Genomic DNA, 20,913 nt, shown 5'->3' on the forward strand with positions numbered 1-20,913 from the left:
GGAACACAGCCAGCGTGCTAAGGAATCTACTTGCGAGCTCTGAAAATTAGAGTTCGTGGAATTCTTGATGCGTTCGATAGTTTGCGTTTACGGCGCGAGAAATTTACGGGTAGCGTTGCCAGCCGACAATCATGTTGTCGATTCTGAGCTGCTTCTCGTGCCGAATGCAAATACCGGTCGCGTTTTGCGACTGGTTGAATTTCATCCTTTAGTGCACGGGAGCATTGCTTTATCCTCAAAAAAAGTTGTCCGCCATCTGCGGAGTTTTTTCATTCTAGCAGGCGCATGCCGACTGTCAAGTGGAAAATGAATGATCTATTTGCCGTTGCGAACATAGTCGAGAGCTTCATGAACGGCTTGTGTATCCGAGTTGAAGCTTGTGCCAAAAGTTTCTCTAATCGCTTCAGCGCCTCCTCGTGCGAGGTACTCCGCTCTCATTTCTTTCGTCACTTCAGGCGACGCGAAGACCTGTTCGAATTCCTGGAGATTGCCATGGTAAAGAGCCGTGGAAGCTCTCTCGTTCAGTCTTTGATTGGCTCTGAAGTATTCGTGAGACTTTTGGTTTTCCTGGAATGTCACCAGATTTCTCGCCGCTTCTCTTTCGAGAAGTTCTCGGTCGCCGCAGGTGTTCGATTGATTTATTTGATGATTGGTACGGTAATCGCGATTTCCCGTGTATGTTGCAGCGAGGTCATAGAGCCCGCGGGTGTCGAAAACTGTCTCTCCTTCGGCTAATCTACCGCCCGATTGTTTCAACGCAGATAGCCTGTAATCTGGTCTATCGAAGTTGCAGTCGGCTAGCAGAATCTGACCTACTTGTTCGGAGTTGTTGTCAGATTCATTGCGGTAATTTGCTCTGTCCATTCAATTAACCTCTAGCGAATGCAATGACAATATGGCGACGGAGGTAAAAATGAAGTAAAGCTCGAAACTGCTAGTCAGTGACCTGTTCCAGGCTTTCTTTCGGCACCGATCCGCTAATGTTGACCAGATCTGTTTACCGCCTGTCCAAACGCGTAAAATAGTGCAGCACGTCTGGAAAATTTAAATTGAGTAAGATTCTGCTTGTCGATGACGATGTTCTTTTGGGCGAAACGCTCCAAGAATTGTTTCTTGCGCGCGACTTGAATCTGGAAATCGCACACACGGCTGAAGATGGTTTGCAGTTGCTGAACGCATTCGAGTACGAACTGATTTTGCTCGATTGGAATCTTCCAGGCATGAGCGGAGTCGCGTTGTGCGAGCAGTATCGTAAGAATGGCGGATTAAGTCACATTATCTTTCTCACCTCTGAAAGTGACGTCAGCAAGAAAGAAGAGGCTCTTGATTCCGGGGGGGATGACTATTTGGTGAAGCCCTTTGACGAGAGGGAGCTGTTTGCTCGTATTCGAAGTGTAATGAGGCGCTCTCTTAATTCCTTCAGTGAAGAAATGAAAATCGGCGAACTGCATTTTAAAATTGACTCTCGTGTAATCGCTTGCAATAACAAGACAGTTCAATTGACGCCAAAGGAATCTCAGCTGCTGCAATTTCTGCTGCGTCACAGGGATCGTCCATATACTGGTCAGCGTCTGTTCGATGCAATTTGGCCATCAGATGCAGATGTATCAGCGCAGACCGTGAAAGTGCTGATCAATAATTTGCGTGACAAGCTGAGTAAGGTCGGGCAGCGTGATTTGATTAAGACTGTGGTCGGCAGTGGCTATGTGATTGAAAATCGTGATTGACGCAGTTGGCAATTGAAAGCTCTGGTGTGTGGAATGCGTTTTGAAGCAATCCGCAATTGGATGCATTGGTAATTCGGATTGGTAATTCTGATTGATAGTTCGGATTGGTAATTCGGATTAGTAATCCGGATTAGTAATCCGGATTCATAATTCGGACGGCAATCAGTTATTCAGTCGGTTCGTTTGTCATCGGAATCGTGAACCAGAATTGGCAGCCGTGACCGGGTTCACTATCTACTCCGATTTTGCCGCCATGAGCTTCGACTATTAGCTTTGCCAACGCCAATCCCAGTCCTGTTCCGCCCGCTTTTTTTCCATCTTCAGTCTGTTTAAACTTTTGGAATAGCCTGGAGGCATCTTCTTTGCTTAAGCCTCGTCCCTGATCGATGACTGCAACGCGCACGCACGTTGGATTTTGTTCAGCGGTAACTGTAACATCCGAGTTGGTCGGAGCAAATTTGATTGCGTTTGACACAAGGTTGGTTAGAACCTGGAGAATGCGGTTTCGATCAACCGCAATGTAACAGCGTTCTGCTTCGTTGAGCAGGCGTACTGATTTTGATTGTGCAATCGGCTGCAATATATTTATTGTCGCGTCAATCAATTCACGAACACTCTCAGGTTCGGGAGTCAGCACCAGGTGTCCGGTTTCAAGACTCTCGAGAAGGAGTAGATCGTTGATTAGAGTAACTAGTGTACCTAAGTTAGAGCGGATGCGATTGATTTGCCTTTCTTGTTTCTCATTCAAAGAGCCTGGATTGGCTGCGCCGATAGTTTCCAGTGAAATCAGACAGGAACTGAGAGGACTTTTTAAATCGTGAGCCATCATTTGTGTCAGGGCGCGTCGGTATTCCGCCGCTTCTGCAAGTTGGACGGATGCGGCATGGATAGCTGTGTCCAGTTCGCTCAATTCGTCGTTGCCTCCGACATGAGCAGTTAGCGGCAGATGTTTGGGCAAGAGTTGCGCGTTCGCGACGAGCATCTTGAGTCTGCCTTTTATGTCTTTGACCAGCAGTAAGACGAGAATGAGCGCCAGAATGAGATTGCAACCCAGCCCTGCAGCAACTAGATTGCGCACGTTTCGATCTGCTTCCTCCGCTTCCACATTCAGACTTTGCAGTCGGGACTCATTCTCTTTCACTATATCAACCAGAATGCGGTTCTTTTTTCCGATCTGTTTAATAAGTTGGCGAAGCCTTTTGACACGGGGCATGAGGTCTTCGTTCGATTGTGCTGACTTGTCAATTGAGGAGAGCACCTGCGAGTCCTGGTCGAGCGTGCCCAGCAACTGGTTCAGCAGCGGCTCGATCTGGTTGCCTTCTCGAGCCGTCAACTGTTTAAGCTTGTCGAATTCCACCTCGATTTCAGCGTTCAATAGGGAGGTCTTCGTCTTGTGCAGTTCATCGCCGCTCGAGGCATATGAAACGAGTTCTCCAAATGATCCTGTAAGAAGTACGGTGATGCGATTGAGATGACTGAGTATCTCCGCCTGGGTCTGTTCTTGTTGCAACAGTCCATGACTGTGAGCCAGCGCGGAAGACAGCAGAAAAATCCATACAGCGTTTACGAAGAGCGGAATGAGCGCCAGCGCAAGCCCTTTATGAATGATGCGCAGTCTGAACAGTGGGTGTTTGCTCAGGTGTTCTATTTCGATAACTGGAAGGCTCTTTGAAGTTGGCATCAGAGCGTTGTTTCATCTGCTCCCGATTCTGCTGCTTCTGCCCTGTCGCTCGAAATCGTTTTCGCTTTCCGCTCAACCTCAAGCCTTTCCGCTTCGGCGTCTGCTTCTGCTTCAAGCTTTTCCGCTTCCGCTTTTGCCTCAAGCCGCTCCGCTTCCGCCTCAAGCCGCTCCGCTTCCGCCTCACCGCTGCTTCTCAGTCTTGTGGCAAACTGTCGCGGTACCAGCACGTTCACCGCATGCGGTACTACTTTGATGTGCATCGGGGTTTCACCGAACGCATCGCCGTCAATCATAGCTATGACTTGTTGAGCGACTGGTGGACGGGTCTCATTGTTGCCGGAGAAAAAGCTGCGAATGCGATGCCCTATATGTTGGAAACGCGAGAGTTTCGCTCTAGATGGCACGACTTCCACTGTGAGCGACCTTACTTTGCGAATGTAGTAGGGTGCCTCTCCTCCGACGAATCCACCTGCAAAACGGAATCCCATGTGTAAGTAATCCCCGAATTCACTGGGATTGAGAATGCACAGGTCTAGTAGTCCATCATTCAATTCTGCGGTTTCGGACAGTGTTCCCAGTCCGAGGTCCGCAATGTTGCTCACGAACAATCCTGACGCTGCTACCTGGAATGTTTCGTTCTCCTCGTCGAGCGTCACCTTGAACATCACAGGCGGCATGGCAAAGTTCTGAATGACTGAGCTTGCATAAGCCAGCATCTTCCAGTTCACTTTGTCCTTTTGCTCGGGCATCAAAATAGCGTCTGAGAGTGGTCCAGCACCCGCGCAGATGCAAAAATACTGACCGTTCATGATGCCGAGGTCCATTCTCATCGTAACGCCATCCAGAATGATGCTGAGCGCTTCATCGAGTGGGTCGCTGAGAATGTTCTCCTCGTAAATCATCAGATTTCGAGCTAACTGGTTCCCTGTTCCCAGTGGAATAATGCCCACCGGAATGTCGCTTTTGGCTTCTGCAACGGCGCCAAGTGCGTAACGCAGTGTGCCGTCTCCCCCTGCGGCGACCAGCAAGTCAATTGGTTTTCCGATGGCATGCAGAATATCGGACGGATTCATGTCGGGCACCGTTGGCAGTACCGTCACGGTGTACCGAGAGGCGAGCCTGTGTACGACCGGTCCCAGCCACAGGTCAGCGCCGCTCGCTGAACCGGCGGTGGGATTGTAAACAACTAGTGCATGTCTTGACATCTCTTGCTGGGCTTTGGTTTCGGGGTTGTGGGGAGTGTGTGAATTTTGACCAGATTTTACCGTTAGAACAATATTGCTTGAGCAGGAAGTCAATAGGCGGTAGAATCTTCGCCGTGTTTAAGGACCCCCAGCTAATAAGAGCTAGAAGGTAGAAGCACGGCTGATATACGCAAATAAGCGGTCATTTATATCGGCTCTTCAAGGAGACACTTGGTTGACAATTAAACTGATTTCAGTATTGTATTCGACACCACACCTATTCAAGAAAAGTATCAGTCACTTTTCTCGTCAGAAAGGACGAATTCCAGTGAAACTTATCCCCCAGGCGGCGAGAAGAGCGCTTCTCGGCCGACTTCTCTGTGCCACGCTGTTAGTTCAACCGTTGGCAGTGTCCGCTCCTGTGTTCGCTAAATCTGTGGATTCAGGTGCGCAGAAGGTTACAGAAGAAGTGATCAACGGTAAGACATTCTGCGTCATCAAAGAATCTATCAAGGCGAAACCCGAGGCGGTCTGGCAAATTCTGACCGACTACAACAATGCCTCAAGAGTGTTTCCGCAGTTGAAGAAGTGCCACGTGGTCGCTGATCACGGGACTACAAAGGTTTTGAAGCACACGGTCGCCCCAAGTGGAATGCCTGGAACTTATGAGTACATAATTGAACTGAAGGAAATTGCACCGAGAGCCCTGGAGTGGCATCGCATGAGCGGCGCCTTCAAGGAAGTGGATGGTTTCTGGAAACTCGAACCCCTGGAAGGTGGCCACAGCACTCTCGTGACCTATTCTGCCTACGTCAATGGCGGGTTCTTTTTGCCTCAGCCCTTGGTTCGCCGGCAGTGCAAGGTCGACATGCCTCAAATCATGTCTACGTTGCGGAATGAGGCTGAGTCGATTCAGATCGCCAATCGCCCCACTCACGTGCAGTAGCCCTGATAAGGTCGCGACCGCGTTCGGCTCGGCTTGACGCGCACAGCCCGACCAATGTGTTCTCAATTTGAAAGCCGGTTTTCCTCTGGAGACCGGCTTTCTTCTTCAGAGAAAAGCTTTTGGGGACGATGTTCATTAGTTACTGACACGACGATGACTCTCGTCAAGAGGCGCTCAATGTGGCTTTTAGTGAAGGATTGATTCGGCTGAGCGCAATCTCCACTTGCGTTTGCTAGAATGTCTGGCTATTGAGGAGAGGTACCGAAGCGGTCATAACGGCGCCGCCTCGAAAGCGGATGGGTGCAAGCCACGCGGGTTCGAATCCCGCCCTCTCCGAGCTTTATTTCTTGAAACTTCACAGGCAGGCTAGAACAGTTGGTTTAGCTGCTGGTCTCCCACTTGAACAGCTGCTCTAGCAATAGCAAAGATGAAAAACTGATAAAATTCGGCTTTTGCCGCTAGTGAATCGCCGCTTGCTAAATTTACTGGCGATCTGAGTGATCAGTCGCTGTAGTGCGTTTCAAAAGTTCCGCCTGGATGGCTTTTGTAATAACTGCGTATTCCGTGCAGCGAGATGTTGTAGCAATGGCTGGCATCAACTGTCTTCAGCCCGGGTAAGGCAGCCAGATATTCTATGCCTCGGTCGCTTACGAGTGTGCCGCTCATATACAGACTTTGCAGATTCTTCAATCGGCTCAGATATTTCATGCCTGCGTCTCCAATGTTTGTCGATTCAATCCACAAGCTGGAGAGGTTTTGAAGATTCTGGATGCGAGCCGGAGTTTGATCGGTTATGTCAGTTTTATTGAGGCACAGACCTGTAAGCTGGGGCATTTTTGCGATGTAAGGTGCCGCCCCATCGCCGATGAGCGGACAGTCTTCCAAATAAAGCCTGGTCAGCGACTTGATGCCTGTGAGGTAATTCAAGTCATCGTTTTTCAAATTTGGAATGTGATAAAGCTCAATTACTTGAAGATTCTTGAAACCTGCCAGTGCTTGCAAGTCATCGTTCGATAATTTCATTCGACTGATGCGCAGCTCCGTGATTGATTTACAGTCCTTGAGGGCTCTGATACCACCGGCAGTAGCATTTGTGTCCCAGAGATCCAGGCGGTAAAGTCTCAATTTGGATATAGAATTCAGTCCTTCATTCGACACCCTGGTTCCGCTTAGCGACAAAGCAGTCAGATTTTTGCAATTCCCTAAGTGACCTAATCCCCTGTCGGTGATGTTTGCATTGCGAACCATCAATGTGGAGAGAGATTTGAGCTGGCTGAGCGCGGTCAAGGCATCATCATCCGTTCTGGTATCATCCAGATTCAGTTCACGAAGGTTTTGCAATGTATTCAATTTTGCAATAGCAGCCGGGCTGAGATGCGTTCCTTCCAGAACCAGGGCTGACAATGAATTTAGCTTCCTGAGCGGTTCTATGGCGCTGTCAGAGATGCTGGTATGGGATAAATCAAGTCGCTCGAGGTTCGGCAAATACGTCAGCGCGAGTAATGCTCCATCCGTGACTTTCGACTCACTCAAATTAAGTGAGTGACATTCGGGTCCCAACCCTTTCAAATTTTCATAGCTTGGGTCGTCCTTTATGTTTGCAGCGGTCGGCTTTGCAATCGGCGCGACGGGCTGCATCTTTCTCTCGTTGCGGGGCGGTGCTTTAGCAATTTCACTTTCAGCTTCGGTTTTGAGTTTGTCTGCTGCCTGGAGAGTGTTCTCTGCCTTGATCAATGCGATCAGCCCGGCAGTTGTGAGAAGGACTCCGATCGTAGCTAAAATGGTGGATTTGCTGACAGAGAATTTGTTCTGTTGAGCCGACTTTGGTGTCGGCAGTGTTCGCTGCAGTGACCCAGCCTGAATCGCTTCAAGTCGTTCTTTCACTTCTGAGATTGTTTGGATGCGATCATTTGCCTGCGTTGCCAAAAGGCTTGCGACGAGCTCTTCGAACGCTTCCGGGAAATTTATGTCTGGTCTGACTACATGAAGTGGATCTGCTTCCTCATGTAAGTGTTTAAAAATGGTCTCGATCATCGTGTCGCCACGATGTGGCGGAACTCCTGCCACCGCCTCATATAAAATGCATCCAAGTGAGTAGATGTCTGATCTTTGATCCAGTCTCTTTCCCATGCACTGCTCAGGGCTCATATAGAGCGGGCTACCCATAACTTCCCCAGACTGGGTCAGTTGCTGGGCTACGCCACCAGCCTCGGTGTCAATAACCTTGGCGATGCCGAAGTCTACGAGGAAGACATCGTACCCATCTTCTTTGGACCTCAGCATTATGTTGCTTGGTTTCAGGTCGCGATGCAGCAAATTATGCTGATGTGCGTGTTCAAGTGCGGACGAGACTGCTATGAAAATGTCCATGGCTTCAGGCAAAGGCAGTGCGCCGCGTTCTTTGATCACCTCGGCAAGAGTTTTGCCGTCGATGAAATCCATCACCATATACGGCTGCCCAAGTCTGGAAATACCGAAGTCGTGCACTGCGATAACATTCGGATGTTTCAAACTGCTCGCGGCTTTTGCTTCTTGTTGGAACCGCATGATTGAAAGTTCGCTCAACAGATGAGAGTGCAGCATTTTTATTGCGACTGGTTTGTCCAGCAGAAGCTGCTTCGCTTTATAAATCACGCTCATGCCGCCTGAGCCAATCGTTCCCAAAAATTCGTAGTTCGATGAAAGGACGTCCTCCAGCTGCTTTTGGGCATCCTGGGGGGTGCCGTCCTGTGGGCATATGGTGGCTGTCACCGGCACAGACAGGTTGCAGGTTGGACAGGTCCATGTTGCAAGTGACCTGATAGATTCGGACACCGATGATTCAATAGTGGAATCTTGTTCGTTCAAATCGGCACCCTGAATTATTTGGTGATGCGCCTGGGTAACTACAGACCTAGCTGAGAAAGCGACGGGTGATCGTCTGGGCGCCGTCCCAGAGTCCAGTGAAACTTGCGATCTGATTCGAGAATAGGTAAATCATTGATGCTGGCGTGCCTTGCGATCATCAGTCCTTCTTTGTCGAATTCCCAATTCTCGTTGCCGTAAGAGCGGAACCAATTGCCTGCATCATTATGCCATTCATAAGCGAAGCGCACGGCGATGCGGTTTTCTGTGTAGGCCCATAATTCCTTAATCAGGCGATAGTCCAGCTCCGCAGCCCATTTCCGGGTAAGAAAAGCGATGATCTCGTCTCTGCCATTGATGAATTCGGAACGGTTTCGCCATTTCGAGTCGATCGAATAACCTTTGCTGACCCGTTCCGGTGTACGTGAATTCCAGTTGTCCTCTGCCAGGCGCACTTTAAGTACCGCGGATTCTTCGGTGAACGCAGGCACGGGTGGGTTCATTTCGGCATTCCTCTGGTGGTCCAGTGCGCCTTCCGGTGTTTAGAAAAGCTCGTATTGTTGTGCCCAGATTTTGCCAAAATTGAAACGCATAATGACTTCGTTAGCTGAAACGAGGGACTGAGAAATGAGTAAGCAAGGCGCTGATCACGTTGAAAACCAAATTACTAAAGGTGACTCTCATCATGGCGCTCATACCCATAACCTCCAGCAAGAGGCTCAGTCGCTCCTTGGTAGTCTGACAAACAACGTTAAACACGCCGCTCAGGAAGTGCAGCATATTGATTTCACAGATCCTTTCAAGAAAGCTGGGGCAGCTATTTCACACACCGCTGAAAAGACCTGGAGCGATCTCGACAAGGACAAAAATGGTCACTTCTTCAAGCATGACATTTGCGGTGATAGTCCAGTCTTGGCTGGTGTTGCGGGAACGGCAGTGGTCGGAACGGCGGTGGTTGGAGCGATGATTGCTGCACCAGAGGCATTAGCAGCAGCCGGTATAGGTGAAACTGCAGCTGCAATATCCGCTTACAGCGGCGTGTTTGCTGCGGGCGCCTTGAAGTTTGATTATGAGCGTCGTCATCCTAATCAATAAATTAAGCAGGTTTGGGGAAGTCGGATTCGTGGCACCGTAGGTGGTGCTGCGAATCCTGCGTTATTGGCGCTTCTAGCTATTCGTCTGATTATTCGTCTGATGTTTTAAAGAACAACTTCTTCAAGCTGCCCTTGCCCAGCTTGGCGTCCAAATCTCTGTAGACAAAGAGCACTATGAAAACAAAGAATAACGATAATGAGTTAGCCACGACTCCCGCCAGTGGGAAGACGGCATTGGGATCCTCTTTCGCATGCACCAATTTGTCTTCTATTCTGTGTGCGGCCATCGTTATTATCGTGAAGAGAACCGCCTTGTACACGCAAGCCCAGAACAGAGGTCTTTGTCTGAATTTGTTGACAATCGGCAACGCCTGCGCAAGAACGATAACTTTTGAGAGCGCGAGTGCTGTGATCCAGGCAACCAGGTAGGCATTTTTGAATTCGTTTAGACCGTACTGCAACAAAACAAGGCATCTCATCGTTGCGAATACTGATAGCCAGCAGCCCAGGTAAACGATAATCGCGAAAATTTCGCGCAGCTCGTGTTGAACTTTTTCTTTGATGGTCTTTTTCTGAGCACCTTCGGGATCGCCTGAGGCTTTGGCGGCGGCACCCGAACCAGTGTCATTGCCCGTCAACTTTGCGGCTTGTTGAACAATTCGCTGGATTTCGGCGGTTTGTTCGTCTGTTTGCTCGTTCATTGATCACCTTTCGAAGAATTTCCTGACAACTGAGTGTCCGTTACAACTCTGGTTGACAGTAGGCGCGTTGAATTCTAGCTGCGCACGCTGTTATAGTACCCTACCGGCCCGGGCGCCACGTAGCTATGCAACGGGTGATTGCATAAAAGTATGATTCAGGTCTTTAGTTTTCTGGAGGAAACATGATCTCGGCAGAAGAGCAGAAAGCAAATCAGATGATTATTGCCGGAGATCTTGCGGGCGCTAGACCCATTCTGGTGCAGTTGTGCGTAGATAATCCGGATAACGCGACTTATCAGTATCGTGCAGCTTGCGTGCATGATGGACTTGGTCTGGAGAAGGAGGCGCTGCCTTATTACCAGGAAGCTTTTAAGCTGGGCGGGCTCTCTAATGAAGATCTTGAAGGCGCTTATGTTGGGCTCGGCAGCACGTACAGGGTGCTTGGATATTTTGCGAAATCGGCAGAAGTGCTTATCGAGGGAAGCAAGAGATTTCCCAATAGCCAGTGTATGAAAATTTTCGAAGCAATGACCTTGCATGAAAGTGGTCGTCACAATCTCGCCGTGGCGATGCTTTTGCATTGCGTCGCAGATAAACCCGGTGATGCGTCTGTGGCGCTATACAGGCGAGCGATACAGCAGTATGCGTCCGAGTACGGTCAAATCGACAAAGAATGCATCGGTCTGAAACCTTGAATCGTCGGCACTTTGCGTGCAATTCCGTTACCTGGAATAGATGGCGATGATATCAGCACCCGTATTATTAAGCGTGCACTGATGCATGCAATCAACGCCAAGAAGTCCTTTGAATATGTGTGATGTTGTTTCGAGGTAAACGCGTTTTAGACCGCACAGTTGAGCTAGTTCGTCCAGTGAGCGCGGCGAGTAGTATTTGATGTGATCGAGTTTAAAACTGTAATAGTAATCGCCGAGAATTTCATACTCAAGCGACACCAGATTCGGTGTGCGAATGGCAATCACTCCATTGGCGGTGAGAAATTGTTTGAGAATATTGAGCGTCAGCAGCCCATCATCAAGGTGCTCGATGACGTCCCACAGTGTTATCAATTCGATCTTGCCGAGCAGTTCCGGAGCCATTGCCGGCAGATCTTCGATTTCACCAAGCAAGCTGGAAAAACCGAACTTTTCGGCGCATATTTCGACTGCATCAGTGGACTGTTCGAGCCCATAATGTTCTATTTCAGATTCGTCCAGTGCTTTTCTAAAATATCCGACTGCTGAACCCACATCCAGTGCTGTCTTTACGGGTGGTTTGAGATTGCTTTTGGTGAGCACGATACGCAACTGCCGGCGCGCTTTTTCCAGACGCCATTCTTGATCGGCAACATAATTGCGCATCCCCAGGTGCGACTCAGGGGGATCTTGAAAGTATAATTTGTCGTACTCGACGGAATCTGCCAGCACTTGTTTTTGAGTAGATGCGTCAATGAGCCAGGCAAACTGAAGCTCTGCGTTTCCGACAATGTTGTAAGATTCGTTGCCGCTGATTGATTCGGCGTACAAAGTGTCTGCCATTGTTCCGTCAAATGCCATTCCGCTGACAGAAAAGTTCGGAGTTTTGTTGTATTCGGTGGGGTATTTCAAGCGAAACGCTTCTTTGATGAGGTTGATTTTGTCGCTCGTGTTCAAGGTGTTGAATTTTTCGCCATGAGCATCAACGCAGCTTTCAATCACGGTTCTGGCGGTGGTTTCATGTATTTCGAGCAGTCTGCAAAAGCCATTATGCCAGTGGTCCCAGTCATCATAGAAAACGACCGTTTCGTTGTGCGTGTAGTAAATTCCGGCAGAAGTCTCGTGCCAGACACCTTGTTTGACGAGCATTATCGACCTCGGTCTGGTTTATGAAAAGCAACGCCCATGTTTGATGTTTGACCGGTGGTTGCCTTGATCAAAGTATCTAAGCCGGCAAAGGAGGCATTGCGAACCAGGTTCGGCATGTTTGTTCTGGCCCAGTCAATGGGCGGGAAAAGCGTGTCTGCATATTTGGAAAGCAATGGATTTTCTTTCAGCATTGAATGGAAAGTCCAGACCCAGAAGATAGCATTTGGTTCGTATACTATTTTTACCAGTTCGAAGCCGGTGATTTGCGCCAGTTTTTCGACGGAGCGCCGGTCGTAAAAGACCCAGTGCCGTGGAAAGTGGTAAGCGCCCCAGTGTTTGTTTCGAAAGATCCTGGCGTCTAGTGACTCTATATTTGGTGTCCAGAACCAGAAAATGCCGCCTGGTTTTAACAGTCGAAAGACTTTTTCAGTGAAGGCTCTCGGGTCTGGAACGTGCTCGATGACGTGACTGGCCCAGACGAAGTCGAAATGTCCTTCCGGAATATCTATGTCTTCGAATCTTCCGGCATAAACTGTGTGCCCCTGTGCTCGTGCCTTGCTGACAGCCTCTTCGTTCAGGTCCACACCAAATGTTTCTACGTCGTGCGTTCTGACTTTGCGGAACCAGTTGAGGATGTGACCGTCGGCGCATCCTATGTCGAGCACCCGTAGTTTGTCTCCTTTGCAGAAGCTCAAGACATATTCCAGCCCTGCCAGAATTTTTGAATATCTGTATTTGTAGTAAAAATTTTGTTTCTGTGAATCGTCGTAATTTTCTTCAATTGCGTAAGCGTAGTAGTTGGGCGGATAGATTGTGCCCAACTCGCTTACATCAGGTCTTGGGTTCAGGTAAACCAGTCCACAGTCTGTGCATCGAACCACATTGAAGGTATCGTCTGTGGTGTTATCGTACTCATGCTCGCGCCCTACGGTAACAAGCTCGTGCTTATTCGAGCCGCAGTTATTGCAAGTGGTGTCGACCTTTCGTATTCCAGACTTCATTACTAATCCGCTGATGCTGAGTCTTAGTAATGTTAGCAGAACCGATTTAACCTATGTCCGGCAGTGGGGAAAACTCAAGCCCGTTGGCTTTATCGTCGTCGCACCGAGCGTCTCTCATCTTGCCGAGCTCTCTATATGCTCTAGCTCTCAAGTGGCTCGCTTCGGCGTTTTTAAGGCCAAGCTCGATGCACTTTGTGGTGTTTAAGACTGCCAGGTCGGGCTTGTGCTGTTCCAGATGCACTTCTGCCAGTCCATTGTACGCGGACTCCAGATCGTCGTTGTCTGGCTGAGCGGCGATTGCCTTGGAAAAATAATCAATAGCCTGATCGTACTTGCCGAGCTTCGTATACATCTTGGCGCAGTTGTTATATCTAGTTGCATCGGGCTTTACGGAGACTGCAATCATGTAGTCGCTAAGTGCCTTCGACCATTGTTCTTCCGTTTCATAATAGCTGGCGCGGAAGTCATAGGCATCAGCTTTACTATTGGCGTCTTGACTGTTTGGAAGTTGGTTAATGTCGCGATTGACGCGGTCCATCGCTATTTTTCTGTCGGCAGCGGCGGCGTCATGTCTGCCAATCGTGTCTAAAATTTTGGCTCTGAAAGCCCTGCGATGCGGGCATTCGTTGTCGTAAGTTACGAGAGCATCGGCGTCGGCAAGCGCCTTTTCAAAGTTGCCGAGCTTAAGAAGTAGGTTTGCCCTTCTGAAATGTGCGGAGTCAGTATCGAAGTGCGGGGCATCTGAATTCTTGTCGGCTGTTTCAATTAGCTTGTTGTAAACTGCGATAGCCTGAGAGGGGCGATTTGAATTCTCGTAGAGCCGTGCCAGTTTAAGGTAGAGTTCTCCCTCGAGCGGGTCTTTCTTCAGCGCATCTTCATAGTCTTGAATCGCTTCGTCGGTTCTTCCAACCAGGACAAATTGCTCCGCTCGAGCGTCAAAATCTACGTCGGATTGCTTGGCAGTACTGCTGTAATCAAGGCCGGATCGTGATGCTTGTTCGATTAGAGTGAGTCTGTCCATGCGCTCGAATAAGAGCTCTCCGACTATGTAATAGGCTTCGGCGCGCTGTGCGTAATACGAGCTCAGATACGGAGATTGGTCTATGGCTTTGCTGCAGTCAGCAATTTCCTTTTGATAGTTGTGTGAGGCATGGTCTATTTGCACGTTTGTCCAGGTGAACTCGTAGTCGTCGGGGTTGAACTTTAGTGCATGTTCGATGTCACTGCGAGCCTCTGAAAAGTCGGCTCTCGGACCCTTCTCCTGCTCCAGTTCGAGACGCAACTGAGCCCGCTTTCCATATGCCCGGGCCAGTGAAGGATTGACAGATAGAGCCCAGTCTAGATACTTCAGGGCTCGCGATTTGTGCTCATAGTCGTTCAGTTCTCGCTCAGCAAGAAGCATCTGAATAGCGCCGCTGAAGTAGATGCATAGCATAATTACTCCCAGCACCACCAGTGGTGCCACGGCAAGCAAGGTGCCAACAGAGAAAGGCAGCGTAATTTCGCCGTCGGCGCTAGCCGTCGGTTGTGTATTTGGATCGATTTTGCTCATGGTAAAGCTCGTACTAAAGGAATATTCCTAGCATATGTGGAAACTTGACAAGTTGTCAAAACTACAGCAAGCCTTAATAAAGGCCGGTTCGCGGGAGAGCGGGTGGGGGCGGAGCCAATTTACCGCATCATAAAAGAGTCCACTCTGAGACGATTTGCTTGAGCCGTTTAAATGATGTGGGAATATCCAGTTTGTTTATGTTTCTGTTGCCGCATCGGTTGCTGATCACTCGAAGTTCAGCAAAGGGAATTTCTAAACGCTGGCAAACTTGCGCAATGGCGGCGCCTTCCATCGCTTCGGCCAATGCTCCTGTTCTTTGTCTGTACTGAGCAGCAATTTCATCTGTGCCTGATATTGTCGAGACGGTTGCTATGGTCCCGACATGGTCCGCGTTGGCGGACAGATGCTGGCTCCAGTCACAGTCACTTGTATGAAAGGAAGTTTGCGCCCAACCCGACTGTTCGAGCGAAGTCCAGTCTTGACCGGCTATGAAAGGAGTACCTTCATCGGCAAACACGACCGTTGAACCGAAGACGGAAGATCCAATCTCAACGTGACTTTGCAGACTTCCTGCAATTCCAAATGAAAGCACGACTGCGTAGTTACGTCGGGACGCATTGCCGGACATCAGCTCATGTGTGACTGCACCTGCTGCATTTGCTTTGCCGACGCCTGTTTGAAGCAGTGAGAAGGACTCAAAATGCTGCGCCCGCCAATCACCTGCCGCGTCGTCGATTTTATGCTGCAAGGCTTCGATTATCGCCCTGTATTCACCGCCTGAAGCGACTGCTACAAGAAGGCGTTTTTCGCTACTGAAAAATTCGGAAAAGGTGCTCATCTGGCTGCGGACTTTGTTTCGACCTGATCGAGGAAGAATTTCACGGCTGACTCTCCGGCAGAACCGAGTTCCAGGGAAAATTCGTTCACATAAAGCTTGATGTGAGCTTCGATTACATCTGGCGACATGTCCGACGCGTACTGGCTGCAGAGCTTCAGTGCTTCTTCTCGATTTTGATAAGCCCAGGTAAGGCTTTGTTTGATGGTTTCGTTGAGGGCGACGGCATCAAGATGTTTTTTTGCGATTACACAACCGAGTGGTATCGGGCATCCTGTCTTCTCTTCCCAGTAAGCACCAAGATCTTGAATTAGTGTCAGCCCATCCGCTGCGTAGGTGAATCGTTTTTCGTGGATGACTACGCCCTGTGCTTCTTTTTTCTCTCTCAAAGCGTCGTAGAGAACATTGAAAGCGATGAATTTCTTCGTTAATCTGCGCTTTGCCCAGAAGTCGAGCAAAAAGTTTGCAGTGGTATACAAGCCCGGCACCATAACTTCTTTGTCTGGGTTCCAGGAATCGCCACCGGTGAGAAGTAGGGGACCGACTCCGCGCCCGAGTGCGCCGCCGCTGGGGAGCAAATTGTAGTTGCTGCTGCAGCGTGGATAATTTGCGTAGCTGATTTTGAGCAGATCAAATTCTCCACTCAGTGCCTTTTCATTCAGGGTTTCTATATCGAAGTAGTCAAAGTGCCATTCTGCTCCGTTAGCGTTCACCTTGTTCAGGATCAAGCCGCTGAAGATAAACACGTCATTTGGACATGGAGAGATAGCCATTTTCAGCATTGCGAAGTTCCCCTGGAAAATTGCCGACGCACCGTCACGCCGACGGCGTAGTAGTCGCTTTGTAAGCGTGGTTGAGCCGATCAAGCGGTGATTATAGCAACTCCGCTCGCAATGACTTGCCCAGGTTTCTATTGATGAAGTAGATGTGTGGAGAAAAGAAATTAGTAAACTGTGCTGCTTGTGCCGTAGCTCGTGCCGCGAAAGTGAGCAACAGTTTTGCCGTGTTGATTGACGATTGTGATGTCGTAGACGCCTGTGCGACCGGTAAGCGAAGTCTCTTCAGCGAACGCAGTCAAAACGTCACCTTCTTTAGATGCAGCTACATAGTGGATGCTGCACTGCATTGCCACTGTCTTTTTATTTCTCGAGTTGCAGGCATAAGCGAAGGCGGTATCAGCGAGCGAGTAAGTCATGCCGCCATGACAAATGTCGAATCCGTTAAGCATGTCTGCACGCACTTTCATCGACATTTTTGCAAAGCCGGGGCGGATTTCGAGCAGTGCTATGTCCAGTGCTTGAGCGGCTTTGTCGTTGCACATCATCGTTTCGCCGACGCGTTTTGCAACTTCCAATTCGTTGACGCTATTCATTGAGATTCCCTGTTGCTCTACAGCTATTTCTTTGTTGGACCTTTTGTCTTTACCAGGCTCGGACTTTTGCAGTTATTCTGCTTATCACTTATTTCCTGGAGCCACCGTTATCGGTGTCTACTTACTTGTTATTCTCAATTCCACGGTTGACCAGTTTAACTTCCGAAGTTTGTGGTTTCAGCTCGGATTTTAAAACGCGGTCGAATTCTTCAAGATCGCCAGCGCCGCAAGTAAAAAAGTCGATGAAACAGGAGCGATGCTCCGGATAAGTATGAATGCTGGCATGGCTTTCAGCGAGCAGCAAGATCGCCGTTACTGCACCGTTGGGAAAGTGATGAACGTTTTCGGCGACAACGTTTACACCGCCTGCGACCGCGGCATTTCTCAAAGCTGCGAGACAACGCTGCGCATCCTTTATAGTTGATTCGTCGCAGTTGAAATAACTTGCCAGCATATGGCGACCGGCAAATTCATGCTGCTGTAAATTCGAGACTTCCTGTTTAGAACTGAGTTGCATCTTTTGCACTCCAGGGACAAACAATTCCTCTTACAACTGAGAAATAACCGAGAAATTGTTTTACCAGCATACTGATTTCTGACCGTAGTAGATGGAAATGCTTTTCATTTCTTCCAAAATGCTGCACGAACCTAAACTAATTTGTACTTTTCAACCGGTCTGGGGTAGCTAAGCGTCTATCATAGTTCTCAGTTTAGAGGTTCCTTCTGTTCCTACAATCTAGACGGGAGTGTGCGATGTTAGACATTTTCAAAAAGCAGTTCATTGAGGTCATCGAGTGGACCGAGAATACCGACGGCGTCCTGGCTCACCGCTTTCCCACTCTGGACAAGGAAATCCAAACCGGCGCGCAGTTGACCGTTCGCGATTCGCAGATGGCGATGTTCGTCAATGAAGGTAATGTCGCCGACGTTTTCAGCCCTGGTCGCTACGTCTTGTCGACCCAAAATCTCCCCATTTTGACCACACTTTTGAACTGGGATAAAGCATTCAAATCTCCGTTCAAGTCAGAAGTCTATTTCTTCTCTACACGTGAGCAAATCGATCAGCGTTGGGGCACTGCACAACCGATCCAGATTCGCGATAAAGAGTTCGGTGTGATTCGCCTGAGAGCTTTCGGAACGTTCTCATATCAGATCGAAGAGCCGACCACGTTCTATCAAAAAATAAGCGGCACCCGAGAAGAATATACGACCGGTGAACTCGATGGTCAGCTGCGTTCATTGATCATCACTCACATGGCAACCAAGCTTGGTCAGGGTGACGTGCCATTCCTCGATATGGCTGCCAATCAGTTGAAGTTCTCCGAAATTATGAAATCGGAACTCGATTTGCCATTCCTGCAGTACGGTTTGAAGCTGAATACTTTCCTCGTTCAGAGCGTCACCTTGCCGGAAGAATTGCAGCAGTATCTCGACAAGCAGTCGCAGATGAATCTGGTTGGCGATTTGAAGAAATATGCCAACTTCCAGGCTGCTGATAGCATTTCTGCTGCTGCCAATAACCCGGGTGGAATCGCCGGGATGGGCGTCGGTTTGGGTGCAGGAGCGGCGATTGGCCAGACTTTTGCACAGGCGATGCCGGGCGGGGGAGGAGCTTCAAGCGAAGAAGACGTTTACGCTAAGCTTGAAAAGCTTCATGGGCTCGTCGCCAAGGGCGTTCTCACGCAGGAAGAGTTCGACAAGAAAAAAGCAGAACTGCTTAAGAGCATCACCTAAATGTTGACATTGAGTTGCCCTTCTTGTGGGGCAAACGTCGATTTTAAATCAAAAGCGTCTCTCTATGCGGTTTGCAGCTTCTGCAAATCAAGTCTAGTGCGCCACGATATGGACCTTGAAAAGATAGGCACCGTATCTGAGTTGATCGACGACCTGACTCCGATTCAAATTGGTACGACTGGAACCTTCGGCGAAGATAAGTTCGAGGTGATCGGGCGTTTAAAAGTCGGCTATAAGGACGGATATTGGAATGAATGGTTCGCGATGCTGGGCGACGGCAGAGTCGCCTGGCTCGCGGAAGCCCAGGGCTTCTATGCGTTCTGTTATCCGTTTTTCGAGACTACTCCGCCAACCAAAGCCAGTTTGTTCGTAGGCAAAACCGTTGACTTCGGCAAGAAAGGCATCTACGAAGTGGATGACATGCGCGACTGCAAGTGTGTTTATAGCGAAGGCGAATTGCCATTCAATGCCCCGCAAGGACGCGCCTCCACGAGCGTTGATCTGTCAGGCTTCGAGGACGAAATGGCGACGATAGAATATGCTGCGACAGAAACTCGCGTTTTCCTCGGCGCCTATAAAGAATTCGACAAGTTCCAATTCAAAAATTTGAGGCATATCGATGGTTGGTAATCCAGGTGAACCTGAGAAACCTGACGAAAAGCCAGTGGATTCTCCAACTCCACCGGACCCGGTGACTCCGCCGCCTCCTTCTAAGCCGCTGGCTAAATCGTTCTCGTGCACTGCATGCGGTGCGCCTGTGACGATCAAGTATCCCGGTGCGACTATGTCTGTGGTTTGTGCCAGTTGTCATTCTGTTATTGATGTCACAGACAAAAACTATGAGATCCTCAGCAAGTACTTCAGCAAGACATCACTTTATACACCAACTATTCCGCTCAACTCTCGCGGAAAGCTGGAAGGTAAGACCTGGGAAGTAATCGGCTTCATGGTGCGTTCTGACGTTGCTAGCGGTTATTACTGGATGGAATACTTACTTTTCAATCCGTACTATGGCTATCGATTTTTGACTCAGGACAAAAACCACTGGGTCATGGTCAAGATGATCAAGCGTAAACCCGAATCAATCGTCACTTCACTGAATCCCAAGAACCCTGCGCGGGTTGAGTTTCAGGATCGAACCTACAAAATCTTCAACAGAGGAATGTCCAGGGTCGATTATGTAATTGGCGAGTTCTACTGGCGAGTGGTGGTAGGCAGCACAGTTGCAGCTGCCGATTACATCGACCCTCCATATATGTTGTCGAATGAATCTGACGACACTGAGAACATCTGGAGTCTCGGCACGCACATTGACACAAAAGAAGTTTATGACGCGTTTAAGTTGACGAAACCCGTATCGGATTTGTTTATGGGCAGCGGCATTGGAGCTGTCGAGCCCTCCTCAAATACAGTCGATTGGAAGCAGATGGGGCCGCTTTGGGTCATCTTCTTAACCGTCCTTACCTGCGCGCAATTCTTCTTTAGCAGTACATCTAAAAGCATGATTGCTACTCAGTTTAACGGCAATTTTGTTCCTAACACTAAGATCAATGACGTCACAGTTCCCAAGTTTACTCTCGAGAAAAATTCTTCCAACGTCCTTCTGTCTTTGTATGCACCTGTCAGCAACAGCTGGTTTTATGTTTCCGGTGAGCTGGTCAACAACAATACCGGTGCCAGTTATCCTTTTGAGATGACTTCCGAATATTATTTTGGCACCGATAGTGATGGCGCCTGGAGTGAGGGCAGCGCTACTCACGATCTGGAAATTTCTAGTGTGCCGGGTGGCGAATACTATTTGAATATCGATGCTGAGAGCGGTGATTTCAAAAACCTCAATCAGCAGCAGTATTCAATTACCGTAAAGCGCGATGTACCGTCTTTTCATAACTACTGGTGGTTTATCTTTTTGATTTCGCTGCCGCCGATCTATTGCTGGGTGTTGATGCGACGTGATGAGGTTTCGCGTTGGTCTAATAGTGATTTCAACCCCTACGTTTCGACTTCTGATTGAGGAGATTTGCATGTCACGCGTTTACATAGTATTTGGCACGGTAATGTGCATTCTTTTCTGTTACGCACAGTCGATTGGTTGGAAAGTCGTCGATCCGTTCGGTGTTGGCGTCTCGCGTCCTTTGGGCCCTGGCGGGCATTATCACAAATAGAGGGGGAAATTCGTGGAGCAAGTTCTCAATTTTCATTACATACTGGCGGCAGTTGTTTACTCCGGTCTTGGTATAGCGATTCTTTGTTTCGCTACAAAGGTCTTTGATTGGCTGACGCCGGGCGACATGTGGAAAGATATTGTCGTCGAAAAGAACCTGCCGCTGGCAATTTGTCTTGCTGCCATGATGATTGCCGTCGGCACTATCATTGCCGCCGCCATACATGGGTAATCCAG

21 protein-coding genes and 1 tRNA gene are annotated in these 20,913 nt (G+C 49.1%); 9 read left to right on the forward strand and 13 right to left on the reverse strand.

The genetic code is table 11. The features are described 5' to 3' along the window. Positions 1-315: 315 nt before the first annotated feature. The gene (locus tag EKK48_18160) at positions 316-864 is read right to left on the reverse strand and encodes a hypothetical protein (GenBank protein RTL39794.1); all 549 of its coding nucleotides are present in this window, start codon (positions 862-864) and stop codon (positions 316-318) included. A gap of 185 nt (positions 865-1,049) precedes the next feature. Between EKK48_18160 and EKK48_18165 the strand changes: the two genes are divergently transcribed. Continuing rightward, positions 1,050-1,727, forward strand: coding sequence for a response regulator transcription factor (locus tag EKK48_18165; protein ID RTL39795.1), 678 nt, complete (start codon positions 1,050-1,052; stop codon positions 1,725-1,727). 166 nt (positions 1,728-1,893) lie between these two features. On the opposite strand, the gene EKK48_18170 is transcribed toward EKK48_18165, so the two are convergent. Then, positions 1,894-3,408 carry a hypothetical protein gene (locus EKK48_18170; GenBank protein RTL39796.1) on the reverse strand — a complete coding sequence of 505 codons (1,515 nt, stop codon included), beginning with the start codon at positions 3,406-3,408 and terminating at the stop codon, positions 1,894-1,896. Further along, entirely contained in the window at positions 3,408-4,613 is a 1,206-nt protein-coding gene (locus EKK48_18175; GenBank protein ID RTL39797.1) for a hypothetical protein, read from the reverse strand. Before EKK48_18175 ends, EKK48_18170 begins: the two co-directional genes overlap by 1 nt. Positions 4,614-4,773: 160 nt before the next feature. On the opposite strand from EKK48_18175, the gene EKK48_18180 reads away from it, so the two are divergent. Further along, entirely contained in the window at positions 4,774-5,538 is a 765-nt protein-coding gene (locus EKK48_18180) for a hypothetical protein (GenBank protein ID RTL39798.1), read from the forward strand. Between the two features lie 252 nt (positions 5,539-5,790). After that, positions 5,791-5,874 (forward strand) — tRNA-Ser (locus tag EKK48_18185). A gap of 165 nt (positions 5,875-6,039) precedes the next feature. Here the strand turns inward: EKK48_18185 and EKK48_18190 are convergent. Together EKK48_18190 and EKK48_18195 are read right to left on the reverse strand one after the other, a co-directional pair. Further along, positions 6,040-8,385, reverse strand: a complete 2,346-nt coding sequence (locus EKK48_18190) for a hypothetical protein (protein RTL39799.1) — start codon at positions 8,383-8,385, stop codon at positions 6,040-6,042. 38 nt (positions 8,386-8,423) lie between these two features. After that, positions 8,424-8,885 (reverse strand): nuclear transport factor 2 family protein, encoded by a 462-nt coding sequence (locus EKK48_18195; protein ID RTL39800.1) that lies wholly within the window; start codon positions 8,883-8,885, stop codon positions 8,424-8,426. Positions 8,886-9,009: 124 nt separating this feature from the next. Between EKK48_18195 and EKK48_18200 the strand changes: the two genes are divergently transcribed. Then, positions 9,010-9,477, forward strand: a complete 468-nt coding sequence (locus tag EKK48_18200; protein ID RTL39801.1) for a hypothetical protein — start codon at positions 9,010-9,012, stop codon at positions 9,475-9,477. A gap of 88 nt (positions 9,478-9,565) precedes the next feature. On the opposite strand, the gene EKK48_18205 is transcribed toward EKK48_18200, so the two are convergent. After that, positions 9,566-10,177, reverse strand: coding sequence for a hypothetical protein (locus EKK48_18205; GenBank protein ID RTL39802.1), 612 nt, complete (start codon positions 10,175-10,177; stop codon positions 9,566-9,568). 182 nt (positions 10,178-10,359) lie between these two features. Here EKK48_18205 and EKK48_18210 point away from each other — a divergent pair, with 182 nt between their 5' ends. Further along, complete coding sequence (locus tag EKK48_18210) at positions 10,360-10,872, forward strand: tetratricopeptide repeat protein (GenBank protein RTL39803.1); 513 nt, start codon at positions 10,360-10,362, stop codon at positions 10,870-10,872. A 27-nt stretch (positions 10,873-10,899) separates the two neighbouring features. On the opposite strand, the gene EKK48_18215 is transcribed toward EKK48_18210, so the two are convergent. From EKK48_18215 to speD, 7 genes are all read right to left on the reverse strand, one after another. Further along, positions 10,900-12,018, reverse strand: a complete 1,119-nt coding sequence (locus tag EKK48_18215; protein ID RTL39804.1) for a class I SAM-dependent methyltransferase — start codon at positions 12,016-12,018, stop codon at positions 10,900-10,902. After that, complete coding sequence (locus EKK48_18220; GenBank protein ID RTL39805.1) at positions 12,018-13,019, reverse strand: class I SAM-dependent methyltransferase; 1,002 nt, start codon at positions 13,017-13,019, stop codon at positions 12,018-12,020. Before EKK48_18220 ends, EKK48_18215 begins: the two co-directional genes overlap by 1 nt. 46 nt (positions 13,020-13,065) lie before the next feature. Next, positions 13,066-14,571, reverse strand: coding sequence for a tetratricopeptide repeat protein (locus tag EKK48_18225; GenBank protein RTL39806.1), 1,506 nt, complete (start codon positions 14,569-14,571; stop codon positions 13,066-13,068). Positions 14,572-14,698: 127 nt separating this feature from the next. Continuing rightward, positions 14,699-15,409, reverse strand: coding sequence for a futalosine hydrolase (gene mqnB, locus EKK48_18230; GenBank protein ID RTL39807.1), 711 nt, complete (start codon positions 15,407-15,409; stop codon positions 14,699-14,701). Next, positions 15,406-16,188 (reverse strand): 1,4-dihydroxy-6-naphthoate synthase, encoded by a 783-nt coding sequence (locus EKK48_18235; GenBank protein ID RTL39808.1) that lies wholly within the window; start codon positions 16,186-16,188, stop codon positions 15,406-15,408. Before EKK48_18235 ends, mqnB begins: the two co-directional genes overlap by 4 nt. A 161-nt stretch (positions 16,189-16,349) precedes the next feature. Next, positions 16,350-16,778 (reverse strand): hydroxyphenylacetyl-CoA thioesterase PaaI, encoded by a 429-nt coding sequence (gene paaI, locus EKK48_18240; GenBank protein RTL39809.1) that lies wholly within the window; start codon positions 16,776-16,778, stop codon positions 16,350-16,352. A 121-nt stretch (positions 16,779-16,899) separates the two neighbouring features. Next, positions 16,900-17,295 (reverse strand): adenosylmethionine decarboxylase, encoded by a 396-nt coding sequence (gene speD, locus EKK48_18245; protein RTL39810.1) that lies wholly within the window; start codon positions 17,293-17,295, stop codon positions 16,900-16,902. A gap of 236 nt (positions 17,296-17,531) precedes the next feature. On the opposite strand from speD, the gene EKK48_18250 reads away from it, so the two are divergent. The 4 genes from EKK48_18250 (at position 17,532) to EKK48_18265 (ending at position 20,908) form a co-directional block, all read left to right on the forward strand. Then, complete coding sequence (locus EKK48_18250; GenBank protein RTL39811.1) at positions 17,532-18,512, forward strand: hypothetical protein; 981 nt, start codon at positions 17,532-17,534, stop codon at positions 18,510-18,512. Next, positions 18,513-19,142: a DUF4178 domain-containing protein gene (locus tag EKK48_18255; GenBank protein RTL39812.1), complete on the forward strand. Its 630-nt coding sequence runs from the start codon at positions 18,513-18,515 to the stop codon at positions 19,140-19,142. Next, positions 19,132-20,526 (forward strand): DUF4178 domain-containing protein, encoded by a 1,395-nt coding sequence (locus EKK48_18260; protein ID RTL39813.1) that lies wholly within the window; start codon positions 19,132-19,134, stop codon positions 20,524-20,526. Before EKK48_18255 ends, EKK48_18260 begins: the two co-directional genes overlap by 11 nt. A gap of 163 nt (positions 20,527-20,689) precedes the next feature. Next, positions 20,690-20,908 carry a DUF350 domain-containing protein gene (locus tag EKK48_18265; protein RTL39814.1) on the forward strand — a complete coding sequence of 73 codons (219 nt, stop codon included), beginning with the start codon at positions 20,690-20,692 and terminating at the stop codon, positions 20,906-20,908. Positions 20,909-20,913 lie beyond the last annotated feature (5 nt).

This window comes from Candidatus Melainabacteria bacterium (genome assembly GCA_003963305.1).
Lineage (GTDB): Bacteria > Cyanobacteriota > Vampirovibrionia > Obscuribacterales > Obscuribacteraceae > PALSA-1081.